Consider the following 11,422-nt stretch of genomic DNA (forward strand, 5'->3'; position numbering starts at 1 on the left):
GTGTTCGCCCCCGGCGGCCGGTAGCCTCGGAGCCGGATTTCCGTACCGAAGGGGGCAGGTATGAACCGGTTCACCGTTCTGTTGGCAGCGATGCTGGCCTTTGCCGGGACCGTGCCGGCAGCGGCCGTGGCGGCACCGGCCGACTACGACATCGACACGGCCTCGAGCCTGCAGGTGGTGGTCAACAAGCAGCGCCCGCTGAATCCGGCCACCTATGTTCCTTCGTCGCTGGTCCGGGTGACCGGCCTCAAGGTCCGCTCCGAGGCCGCCGATGCGTTCAAGAGGCTGGCCCGGGCCGCCAAGGCCGACGGCGTGACCGTCACCTTGGTCAGCGGCTACCGATCCTACGCCCAGCAGGAAAGCCTGTACAACGACTATGTCCGGCAGTACGGCCAGGCGACGGCGGATACCCTGTCCGCCCGGCCGGGCTTCAGCGAGCACCAGACCGGGCTGGCCGTGGACATCGGCAACCCCAACGGTGCCTGTGCCCTGGCGGCCTGCTTCGCCAGCACGCCCGCCGGCCGCTGGGCCGCTGACCATGCCGATGAGTACGGGTTCGTCATCCGCTATCCGGAAGGATCCGGCGGGATCACCGGCTACACCTACGAACCGTGGCACCTGCGCTACGTGGGAACGGCGGCCCTGGCCGCCGAGATCGAGGCCGCGGCCACGATGGAGCAGTACTTCGGCCTGCCGCCGGCCCCGGACTATAACTGACCGGGCCGGAACAGTGTCCGGATCCAGCGCCCACAATGCCGCCGGGGGCTGGTAGCTTGTCCCTAGGCGGCCGGAAGCACGCCGCCCAGGCCGGGCCAGCAGCCCACGGAGGAGGACAAGGATGTCTGAGCCAGCACCCCTGACAGATCTGGAAATAGCCCGCCGTGCCACGCTGCAGCCGATCGCCGAGATTGCCCGGGCCGCCGGCATCCCCGAGGAAGCGGTGGACTTCTACGGCCGCTACAAGGCCAAAATCGATCCGGCCCGGCTGGCCCCGGAACAGTCCGAACCACGCGGCAAAGTGGTCCTGGTCAGCGCGATGTCCCCGACCCCGGCGGGGGAGGGCAAGTCCACGGTGACCGTCGGCCTGGGCGACGCGCTGGCCCGGGCCGGGCACCGCACCATGATCGCGCTGCGCGAGCCGTCCCTGGGCCCGATCCTGGGCATGAAGGGCGGTGCCACCGGCGGCGGCTACTCCCAGGTGCTGCCGATGGACGAGATCAACCTGCATTTCACCGGCGACTTCCACGCGATCACCTCGGCCAACAACGCGCTGATGGCGCTGGTGGACAACCACCTCTACCAGGGCAACGAGCTGGGCATCGACCCGCGCCGGATCACGTTCAAGCGCGTCATCGACATGAACGACCGCGCCCTGCGGCAGATCGTGCTCGGCCTGGGCGGACCCGCGCAGGGCGTGCCGCGCGAGAGCGGCTTCGACATCACCGTTGCCTCCGAGATCATGGCGGTCTTCTGCCTGGCCCGGGACCTGAAGGACCTGAAGCAGCGGATCGCGCGGATCACGTTCGGCTACACCTACGGCCGCCGGCCCGTCACGGTCGGCGAACTCGGCGTCGAGGGTGCGCTGACGATGCTGCTCAAGGACGCGATCCGGCCGAACCTGGTCCAGACCATCGCCGGCACCCCGGCCCTGGTGCACGGCGGGCCGTTCGCGAACATCGCGCACGGCTGCAACTCCGTGATCGCCACCCAGACGGCGCGGCGGCTGGCGGACATCGTGGTCACCGAGGCGGGTTTCGGATCCGACCTGGGCGCGGAAAAATTCATGGACATCAAGGCTCGGTCGGCAGGCTTCGCGCCGTCGGCCATCGTCATTGTCGCCACTGTCCGGGCGCTGAAGATGCACGGCGGGGTGCCCAAGGACCGCCTCGCCGAACCGGACCTGGCTGCCCTGCAGGCGGGGGCGGCGAACCTGGAGCGGCACGTGCACAATGCGGCCAAGTTCGGCCTGGCCCCGGTGGTGGCGGTGAACAGGTTCGCCACGGACACCCGGCAGGAGCTGGACTGGGTGCTGGCGTGGTGCCAGGACCGGGGGATCGAGGCCGCGGTGACGGATGTGTGGGCCCACGGCGGGGGAGGGCCCGGCGGCGACGAGCTGGCCGCCAAGGTGGCCGCCGTGATCGAAGGGCCGCAGCACTTTGCCCCGCTGTACGATCTGGACCTGACGGTGGAAAAGAAGATCGAGACCATTGCGCAGCAGATCTACGGGGCGGACCATGTCGAATTCTCCGCTCCGGCCCGGAAGCAGCTGGCGGAGATCGAGGCCAACGGCCTGAACCGGCTGCCGGTGTGCATGGCCAAGACGCAGTACTCCTTCACCGACGACGCCGCCGTGCTGGGCGCACCGAGCGGTTTCACCATCCGGGTGCGCGAACTGATCCCCAGGACCGGGGCCGGGTTCATCGTGGCCCTGACCGGAGCGGTCATGACCATGCCGGGGCTGCCGAAGGAACCGGCGGCGATGCGGATGGACGTGGACGACGACGGGCAGATCACCGGCCTGTTCTGACCGGCCCGCCTGCTCCGCCCGTCCGGTTACTTTGCCCGCCACGCTTCTCTCGCAGAGGTATGCGGGGGATCAGGAGGGGTGCGCGGGCCGGGTCAGGGAATGGGTGCGGTGACCGGCTGCGTGTTCCTGCGGGCCAGGCTGCGGGCGGTCAGGAAGAGCGCCGCCGAGCTGGTCAGGATCAGCGCCGCGGCGAAGGCCAGCGTGGCCGGCTCCTCGGAGAGCAGCAGCGGAATCCTGCGGCCGGGGACCAGCGCGGCGAAGGCGAAGGCAATGACCGTGCCGATATAGGCGCCCACCATGTTGCCGCGGTGGCTGTCGATCCGGCGCCGGATGGCCGAGACGAGGCCGAGGGTGACGGTGAGCAGCGTGAAGACGGAGAGCCCGTGCAGCCAGGTGAAGCCGCCGTCGCCCTGGATCCAGAAACTGGTGAGGCACAGGTAGTACATCGCGCCCACCCAGGTGTAGCCGACGATCTTGTGGGCCCGGTCCCGTTTCCGCCGGAAGATGTTCGCCGGGCCCAGCACGACGACGTATCCGGCGGCGATGGCGTGGGTGGCGATCAGCCAGTTCCAATGCTCCATACGGATAGGATAGTGTAACTATCCCATATGGTCCATGTTGTCGACGGGCCGCGGAACGCGAGGAGGCGGCCGTGCAGCTGAAGGAACTGAGCAGCCGCAGCGGCGTGTCCGGCGCGAGCATCAAGTTCTATCTGCGCGAAGGGCTGCTGCCGCCGGGCAGTACGGCCGCATCGCCGCGCGCCGACTACGGCGAGGGGCACCTGCGGCGGCTGGAACTGATCAAGACGCTGCGCAAGGTGGTCAGGCTGGGGCTGGACCAGATCAAGGCCGTCACTGCCGGCATCGAGGATCCCGGGCTGGACGACGTGGCGCTGATGGGCCGGGTCCAGGCCCTGGTGCTGGACCTGGCGGAGGAACCGGTCCCGGACCACCCGCTGCTGGCCGGGCTGGTTGGCAGCGGACGGTGGACGGACGCGCCCTCCCAGGCGCGCAACTCGCTGAACCTGCTGCTGTACCGGATGGACGAACTCGGCGTGCCCGCCGACGCCGCGGTGCTGGCCGCCTACGCGCAGGCGGTGGACCAGGTGGCGGCGCTGGACATCGGCAGCGTGGAGCAGGCCGGCAGCCGGGACGACCTGGCGGCGGCCGTGGCGGTGGGCACGCACCTGTACAGCCAGCTGCTGCTGAAGATGCTCGCCGTGGCGCAGGCCTCCCGGGCGATGCGCGGCTAGTGGAAGGAACGCGCTCCCTGCCCGCCACCGGGTTTAGGCCGCAGCCATCGGGGACAGACTGCCCGTTGCAGATGCCGTTGGACATGACGGGATCCGGATTCTCCTTGGTGGGACTCCAGTACGGTTTTGACCGGATCGCATGGTCAGGTTTGGCCTGCCCAGAACGACTCTGCCAGATTTACCGCCGCGGGCTGAACTCCGCCGTTGTTGCGGTACGCAGGGCCAGGATGGTGTTGATTCTCACCGCTCCGCAAGTTGCCGCCGGGGGCGCGGCGTGCGATTTTGGAATGGAGCCCCATTAGGGGTTCCCGGACGAGGGTGCCGTACCCGGTGTGCGACAAGACGGCATTCAGGAGATCGTCATGTCGTGGGTTGTTCTTGTTGTTTCCGGTGTCCTTGAGGCCGTGTGGGCCACGGCCTTGGGCAAGTCCGAGGGCTTCAGCCGCCTGGCCCCATCCATCGTTTTCGTCGTCGCGCTGATCGCAAGCATGGGCGGCCTCGCCTACGCGATGCGGGAGCTTCCCCTCGGCACCTCATATGCGGTGTGGGTCGGTATCGGAGCCGTCCTGACCGTCCTGTACGCCATGGCCACCGGTACAGAATCCGTATCCGTGCTGAAGATCCTGTTCCTGGCCATGATCGTTGGTGGCGTCGTCGGACTGAAGGCACTGCATTAGAGACAGTGCGTCCTCTGCTCCACGGGGCGTACCGGTGCAGCCTGGGTCCGTGCGGGCCGGCCGCTTTGTGGAAGGGGCGCGGGGGCGGCGCCGGAGATTCAGGCCGCGAAGTTTTCAGTGACGGCCAGTCCGCTCGGCGCGAGTTTATGCCGGCGCATGTCCTGCTCCGCCTGCCGCACCCGGTCCGGCCGGTGGGAGCGGAAGTCGGCGTGCTGGACCCGGCGGAGGAGGCGCAGGGCCTGGCGTGCCGTCACGCGCTCCGACGGATCTACTGCCGTCATGGCCCCGATAAGGGCAGCCCATCGCCGGCCCAGATCGGCCGGAATATGGGGGCGGCGAAGGGTGCGCGCGAGCATCGACTGGATCGCGCCTCCGGGAAACGGCCTGGCACCGGCCAGGCTCTCCAGGAGCACAAGTCCGAGCGCGTAAATGTCTCCTGCCGCTCCCGCGGTGCCGCCGGCCGCCTGCTCCGGGCTCATGTAGTGGGCCGTCCCGTAGCCGGATGATGTGCAGGGGAGAGCGCGGCTGCTGGCGATGCCGAAATCGGTCAGTTTCGCGTGCGTCGCAATCCGGCCCTTCGGACCGTGCGGGATCAGGATGTTCGAGGGCTTGATGTCGTGGTGCACGATTCCCCGGCTGTGAATATGTGCCAGGGACATCAGCAGGCTCTCGGCCCAGGCGGCGACAAGCCGTGGTTCGGCAGGGCCGGAAGACAGGATGTTCTTGAGGGTGGCACCTTCCACGAGCTCCAGGACCGCATAGTCAGGCGCGTCCCCCGCGCCGGTATGGTCCGCATAATCCTGGAGGGCCACAATGCCGCTGTGGCGGATCCTGCGCTGGATCAGGACTTCACGGCGCTCTCCGCCTTCGTTCCACGGCTTGCGGAAGACTTTGAGGGCAACCGGCCTTCCGCCGCGGTTGTCGGCAGCCCGGTAAACGATCGCCTCGGAGCCGCTTCCCAGGACACCTTCCAGCTGGAATCGTCCGTCAACGACGGCACCTAGTGCCGGCAGCGTTGTCCTTGCTGATCCTGTCGCCACGCCATACTCCTCTGCGTTTCGATCGATGAAAATGTCCGGATCTGTACCCGGATGACTGCGGTGCGCCGGGGAACTGGGCGGCCGCCGCAACGACCCCGGCGGGCCGATCGGATACATGCGCTCGGGCCGCACATCCGGGTCAACGGTAAACCAGGTGCATGCATATGCATTTATACTAGCTTATTTAGTTGAGACGTCAACTTTATTGGCGCCCGGCGAAGGTGGCATCTGGGCGTCATGCCCGACATGCACAGCTAGGGAAGCGCGGGTAAGTGCAGAAGTGCTGACGCTGCCGGTTCGACTTCAATACGGCAGCGTCAAGACCGGGGTTGCGAAAAATAGGCAGCTTCTCGACATCCGCGACGGTGTGAGGATTCCCTTGGCCGGAGCCGCGGGGCGGTCAGGGCTTCTTGTTCAGTGCCAGATTCTCCGATGCCCATTGCCCCAGCTGCTGGAGCACCGGCAGGAGCTGTTCACCGCTTGAGGTGAGCGCGTATGTGACCGTCACGGGCGGCCCGGGATCCACGCTGCGCGAGAGCAGCATCGCGTCGGTCAGTTCGGCGAGCCGATCCGAGAGCACGGCGTCGCTGATGCCCCCCACGGTGCGGCGCAGGGCGGTGAAGGACGCCGGGCCACCGCCGAGCGCGTCGATGATCATCCCGTTCCACCGCTTGCCCAGGATCGAGAAGGCAAGGCTGACCGCGGCGTCGCATGCGTGCGGCTCGTGCTGCCCTGTACTCATGCATCGATTCTACCGTGCTAGAGTCTGCATAGTCGCTCGGAAAATAAGAGTGACTCTTGAAAATTGATTGGAGTTGACGTGACACTGTTCCGCCTGGATGCCAGCATCCTCCCCGCGACGTCTGCCAGCCGTGCCCTCGGCGACCTCGTCGAGGAGGAATGGACGACCGCCCATCCCGATTCGGCCGTGACGCGCCGCGACCTTGCGGCGGATCCCGTCCCGTCCGCAGCGTGGCAGAACGCGGTCACCGCAGGCTTTGCCGCCGAGCCGGACCGCACCGACGCCCAGCGCGATGCGGTCGCGCTGGCCGCCGCCCTCGCCGATGAACTCGTGAATGCAGACGCGCTGCTGTTTACGGTTCCGCTGTACAACTTCGGGGTGTCCCAGCACTTCAAGACCTGGTTCGACCTCGCCTTCACCGATCCGCGCACCAATCCCGAGGGCACGGCGCTGCGCGGCAAGCCCGCCACCCTGGTCACCGTGCTGGGCGGAAACTACGATGCCGGCACCCCCAAGGAGGGCTGGGACCACTCGACCGCGTGGCTTCGCCGCGTGCTCGAGGACGTGTGGGGGCTCGACCTTCGCGTCGTCCAGCGCCCGTTCACGCTCGTCGGCGTGAACCCTGCCCTCGATGCATTCAGGGACATGGCCGCAGCGCTCAAGGACGAAGCCGAGGCGGCCGCCCGCCGGTCCGGGCGGGAGATGGCGGAGCTCCGCAGCAAGCAGCCCGCGGCCTGACCATCGCTTCCACAAGGAGCGGCAACGGCGCCCACCACCAGCGGTGATGGGCGCCGTTGCCACGTCCGGCCGGTTCCTTGAAGAGATCCTGGAGGGGAACAAGCACGCCGCCGCCGGGTTCCGGAGATGGGCCCGGGCCTGTTTCCGACGTAACCGCTGTTGTGCGGGTGACCTCCACCGCCGCCTCGACGGTCGAGGTCACCAACTGAAATGCTCAGGCGTCATCCTGCCGCCGGGCCGCTTCGCGTCCGGCCAGGTAGCCGAACACCAGCCCGAGCGAGATGGTCTCTCCGGCGCCTCCGTAGAACCCCTTCGTGGGCGCGCCGCCTGCGTTGCCGGCGGCGTACAGGCCCGGAATGACCTTGCCCTCGGTGTTCAGTGCGTGCCCGAGTGCGTCGGTCCTGGGACCGCCGACAGTGCCGAGCGCGCTGGCCTCGACCTTGAGCGCGTAGTAGGGCGCAGTGTTGACCGGCCCCAGCACGCTCGACTTCGGGCTCTTCAGCACGGGTCGGATGATCTTCGCCAGGGGCCCGACCACCACGGAACGCAGGCGCTCGGGGTCGTTCTTCTTCGCCACCCGTCCCGCGAGCTTGCTCACGATCGGACCGATTGCCGCGGCGATGCGCAGCCTGGCCTTTGCGGTGGCGGCGGGGAACCGCGCGTCGGGCGAGTTCCTGCCCAGCCGGGGATAGAAGGCGCCGAAGTAGCGGTCGAACATCGTCTCCCCGCGGTTGAACTGCGGGTCGCGGCCTCGTGCGGCCTCGGGGTTGAACCGGTCGACGGTGCGGAGCAGCCCCACCTCGTCGACACCGATCTTGGCCGCCAGCTCCGACAGCGTGCCGGCGCGGTGGAGGTAGTCGGGCACCTCTCCGCCCGGCGTGACGCCGAAGATCCCGAACTTCTCCCAGTAGTTCTGGTCGAAGATCAGCCACGCCGTGGCATTGGGCATAATGCCCGTCGCCGGGTCGACCTCGCGCATGATCTGTCCGAACTGGTCGTAGGCCAGGGCCTCGTTGGCGAAGCGCTCGCCCTTGCTGTTCACCATGATGCTGTGCGGCAGGGCCCGCTCGCCCAGGAATACACGGCTGAGCGGCTGGCCCTCCAACTCCTCACCGGGCAGCTGCACCCCGGGCATCCACCAGGCGTCCTCCATCCCGGTGAGGTCAGCGCCCACCTCCTGGGCCAGCTGCACCGCGATGCCGTCATGGCCCTTGGGCGAGACCTGCACACCGAAGGGTGCGTCGAGATGGGCCGTGGCGACCTCGGCCGAGCTCTCGAACCCGCCGCTGGCCAGCAGGACGCCCTTGGCGGCGCGCACCGTGTGCTCCACGCCGTCGGCCCGGACCACGATCCCGCGCACCTCCGAGCCGTCCGTGACGAGCCGGACCGCCGGCGTTTCGACACGTACGTCGACGCCGCTGCGCAGGCTGCCCTCGAGCAGGGCTCCGACCAGCGCCGGGCCGGCGAGCCAGACGTCGTCGATGCCGATTCCACCCAGCAGCCAGAACGGAAGCGGGTTCTTGGCCATGCCCGTGGTCAGGGCGGGCCGTACGTATTTCGCGGCCTCCCCAAGCCCCTCGGGGGAGTAGGGGCCGGGGAACAGCGACCGGCCGACGGAGGCGCCGTCGATGTCGGAGCGGTAGTCCGGCCAGATCGTCGGGATCCACCCGAAGGCGGTGTTCTCTTCAATGAAGCGGGCGACCCGCGGTCCGGTCTCCAGGAACTTCTCCACCAGCTTGTGGTCCAGCACCCGGTCGCGGCCTTGGCCGTAGATGTAGCGCCGGGCCTGGTCCAGGTCGTCCTTCACGTTCAGATCCTTGGCCGAGAAGCCGTGGTTGGGGATCCAGGCGGCACCCGCGGAGATGCCGGTGGCGCCTCCGACGAGTTCCCGGGACTCGACGACGAGAACCCGTGCGCCCTCCTTGGCGGCGGTCAGCGCCGCCGTCAGGCCTGCTCCACCGGAGCCGACGATCACCACGTCCACCTCGTCGGGGATGCCCTTTTCGGACACGGTCCCGATGGAGCCGGTGTGACGGTTCGAGCTGTCAATCATGATTTTCTCCTTGCAGACGGTTGCGCAATGTCCTTGCCCCGCGGCCTCAGCGGTACTACCGCCTCGATGTTCCGCGGCTCAACAGGCGCATGCACCCATTTGGTGCGTCAAATATTTCGTGCTCGGCCCGTTTTGATTGGCATCAGACAGCCGCCTTGGAGTCGCCGTCGATGGGGAACATCTGGCCGGAGATTGTGCGGGCGTGGGGGCCGGCGAGGAAGAGGACCAGTTGGGCGATGTCGTTCGGGTTGATGAACTGCTTGACCGACTGGTTGGCCATCGCGCTGTCGATCTCTTCCCGGACGGTGCGTCCGGAGACGGCGGCGCGGCCTTCGAAGACGCTCATGATGCGCGGACCGTCCACGGCGCCCGGATGGATGGTGTTCGAGGTGATGCCGTACTGGCCCAGTTCCATTGCCAGGGTCTTGGCGAAACCGACCAGGCCCCACTTGGTGGTGGAGTAGCCCACACGGTTGGGGTAGCCGAAACGGCCGGCCAGTGAGGACATGGTGATGATGGATCCGGCCTCGGATGCCTTCAGCAGCGGAATGGCGCGCTGGGTGATGTTGAAGGTGCCCTGCAGGTTGACCCCGACGACGGCGGCGAAGGCACCGGCGTCGTAATCCTCCACCGGAGCGGTGGGGCCGGCGATGCCGGCGTTGTTGACCAGCACGTCGAGTCCGCCCAGTTGCCCGCGGATGTCGTGGAACAGTTTCTCGACGTCCGAGGCCTTGCTGATGTCGCCGACGGTGCCGGTGATGTTGGCATGTTCCGCCGTGACCGCGGTGACCGCGTCGGCGTTGATGTCCGCGATGTGCACGCGTGCACCGGTGGCCGCGAAAGCCTTGGCAATGGCCAGGCCGATTCCGTTTGCTCCGGCCGTAACCAGAACCCGCTGTGACATTGTCTTCTCCTTGTGGTGCCAGGCGGGGACAGGGGCGGTGGGCCGGTGCCCGCTCGTCGGTGTCCGAGGTTCGCATATTATATGCTTATGCATTTACCTTTGACCCAAAAGGTTGAAATGTCAACTAATGTGAGGTGGTAGACATGCGGCGGCTGCCTCCCGAGGCGCTTTGCCCGAAGGCAGCGACGTCTCACCTGCCCGGCGGCGGGTGGGTACTGGTGGCCCGGCGTATTGATGGCCGGCCAATAGCGGCTGCAGTGGCTTAGGCTTGCCGCTTGGCAGGGGTGCAGACGGTCCGGGTCCTGCCGGACTGCATGATGTGCTGTTCCGGGATGCCGGTGCTGCGTCCCGGACTATGGGTGGGCACCGGCTACGACCTGGTGGGGGTGGGGCCGTTCCATGCACCCACGAGGGGAATGCGATGCCGCCGGGGACCTGCTTCCGACAAATGGGGCCGGAACATACAGATCAGACGCAGTGACTTCTCGCGTATTGCGCGAGACTTTCGCATCAAGTGCGAATCGGCCCCACGGTTCCCCGTAACAGTGCGCCCCCAGCGCGCGTCCCACTGCTCCGGATCGGCGGCCACCGCACGGTTCCATGGTTTCGGGAAGAGGTCCCGCAACCGCAAAACCGCCGGACAACCGGGCAGGGGCAGGCGAACGCGGGCTTCCCGTACCAAAATCCGTCGAATTCGCATCGGATGGTACTCGCCGGGTTCAACATCGGTGCCAAAGGCCGCGAACGCCATGGGCAGGATATAAAGGCGCCTTCGATGAGGCCATGGATCACGACTTACCGTCTCGACCGGGCCCGCCTTTGCAGGTTCCTATTCGTCGGAAACGCGTGTCAGGTGCCAGTCGTCCCGGCCCGGAGGCTGGCGCAGTTCCAAGGTGCGCAGCGGCGACGTCGAGGTCGCCCGGACCTGGACCCGCCAGCACTCGATCTGCACGATATTGCCGTGGCCGGGCCCGGCCGGCAAATCCGACTCCCACCAGTTCTACCGGTCGAACCAGTGCAGCGGTTCGGCCGCGACCGGCCAGAGCCGGCCGCGCCACCGTACCGCTAACGGCTGGCCGCCGGGGGCGAACCTGATGCAGGCCGGCTCACTAAGAGCTTGCGGTGCCGTCTGTTCCCGTGGAACTGCCGTCATGGCCCGTCCTTTCTCCCTGCGCTGTCTTCCGTTGCCCGTCAGTCCACCACTGCACGACGGAGGGTCCACACCCAGGTCGTGCGCCAGATGCCGGCGCCGGTCCAGGCGATCTGTACCGCCCATGCGGTCTAGGCAAACGCCTCCCCACGCACTAGTCCCGCCGCGGCCGGGAAGCGGATCCATGCTCACACCGGAGCCCAAGGACGGTGCGCGTGGCCAAAATCGAATATCAGTATTAGGTATCTGCTTGGCTGAAGTAGGCTGGGTATGGCCGATTTGTCCCCGCAGATGCCGCATGCGGGGGTGGACTACCCGAAGACGTTCGGGCACTTCCAC

Annotated in this window: 12 protein-coding genes and 1 riboswitch; of the genes, 5 read left to right on the top strand and 7 right to left on the bottom strand. The window is 67.5% G+C overall.

Translation table 11 applies throughout. The annotated features are described in order from the left end of the window. Nucleotides 1–60: 60 nt before the first annotated feature. Both LVY72_RS17315 and LVY72_RS17320 read left to right on the top strand, forming a co-directional pair. A complete protein-coding gene (locus LVY72_RS17315) occupies nucleotides 61–717 on the top strand; it encodes a M15 family metallopeptidase (RefSeq protein ID WP_237823233.1) in 657 nt (218 codons plus the stop codon). A 121-nt stretch (nucleotides 718–838) separates the two neighbouring features. Beyond that, nucleotides 839–2,527, top strand: coding sequence for a formate--tetrahydrofolate ligase (locus LVY72_RS17320; RefSeq protein WP_237823236.1), 1,689 nt, complete (start codon nucleotides 839–841; stop codon nucleotides 2,525–2,527). A gap of 92 nt (nucleotides 2,528–2,619) precedes the next feature. On the opposite strand, the gene LVY72_RS17325 is transcribed toward LVY72_RS17320, so the two are convergent. Further along, the gene (locus LVY72_RS17325; protein WP_237823239.1) at nucleotides 2,620–3,108 is read right to left on the bottom strand and encodes a DUF2306 domain-containing protein; all 489 of its coding nucleotides are present in this window, start codon (nucleotides 3,106–3,108) and stop codon (nucleotides 2,620–2,622) included. A 71-nt stretch (nucleotides 3,109–3,179) separates the two neighbouring features. Here LVY72_RS17325 and LVY72_RS17330 point away from each other — a divergent pair, with 71 nt between their 5' ends. Further along, entirely contained in the window at nucleotides 3,180–3,779 is a 600-nt protein-coding gene (locus LVY72_RS17330; RefSeq protein WP_237823242.1) for a MerR family transcriptional regulator, read from the top strand. 287 nt (nucleotides 3,780–4,066) lie between these two features. Beyond that, nucleotides 4,067–4,131: riboswitch (guanidine-III (ykkC-III) riboswitch) on the top strand. Nucleotides 4,132–4,141: 10 nt separating this feature from the next. After that, the gene (locus tag LVY72_RS17335; protein ID WP_237823245.1) at nucleotides 4,142–4,456 is read left to right on the top strand and encodes a DMT family transporter; all 315 of its coding nucleotides are present in this window, start codon (nucleotides 4,142–4,144) and stop codon (nucleotides 4,454–4,456) included. A 98-nt stretch (nucleotides 4,457–4,554) separates the two neighbouring features. Here LVY72_RS17335 and LVY72_RS17340 read toward each other — a convergent pair whose 3' ends face one another. After that, complete coding sequence (locus LVY72_RS17340) at nucleotides 4,555–5,496, bottom strand: serine/threonine-protein kinase (RefSeq protein ID WP_237823248.1); 942 nt, start codon at nucleotides 5,494–5,496, stop codon at nucleotides 4,555–4,557. 400 nt (nucleotides 5,497–5,896) lie between these two features. Further along, complete coding sequence (locus tag LVY72_RS17345) at nucleotides 5,897–6,238, bottom strand: winged helix-turn-helix transcriptional regulator (RefSeq protein ID WP_237823251.1); 342 nt, start codon at nucleotides 6,236–6,238, stop codon at nucleotides 5,897–5,899. 78 nt (nucleotides 6,239–6,316) lie between these two features. Here LVY72_RS17345 and LVY72_RS17350 point away from each other — a divergent pair, with 78 nt between their 5' ends. Then, entirely contained in the window at nucleotides 6,317–6,976 is a 660-nt protein-coding gene (locus LVY72_RS17350; RefSeq protein ID WP_237823254.1) for an FMN-dependent NADH-azoreductase, read from the top strand. 214 nt (nucleotides 6,977–7,190) lie between these two features. On the opposite strand, the gene LVY72_RS17355 is transcribed toward LVY72_RS17350, so the two are convergent. From LVY72_RS17355 to LVY72_RS24775, 4 genes are all read right to left on the bottom strand, one after another. Beyond that, on the bottom strand, nucleotides 7,191–9,029 hold the full coding sequence (locus LVY72_RS17355; protein WP_237823256.1) for an FAD-dependent oxidoreductase: 1,839 nt from the start codon (nucleotides 9,027–9,029) through the stop codon (nucleotides 7,191–7,193). A gap of 142 nt (nucleotides 9,030–9,171) precedes the next feature. Next, nucleotides 9,172–9,933 (bottom strand): SDR family oxidoreductase, encoded by a 762-nt coding sequence (locus tag LVY72_RS17360; protein WP_237823259.1) that lies wholly within the window; start codon nucleotides 9,931–9,933, stop codon nucleotides 9,172–9,174. Between the two features lie 829 nt (nucleotides 9,934–10,762). Beyond that, a complete protein-coding gene (locus tag LVY72_RS24770) occupies nucleotides 10,763–10,915 on the bottom strand; it encodes a hypothetical protein (RefSeq protein WP_308190839.1) in 153 nt (50 codons plus the stop codon). Nucleotides 10,916–10,933: 18 nt separating this feature from the next. Next, a complete protein-coding gene (locus LVY72_RS24775) occupies nucleotides 10,934–11,086 on the bottom strand; it encodes a hypothetical protein (RefSeq protein WP_308190840.1) in 153 nt (50 codons plus the stop codon). Nucleotides 11,087–11,422: the final 336 nt, after the last annotated feature.

This window comes from Arthrobacter hankyongi (assembly GCF_022012395.1).
Lineage (GTDB): Bacteria > Actinomycetota > Actinomycetes > Actinomycetales > Micrococcaceae > Crystallibacter > Crystallibacter hankyongi.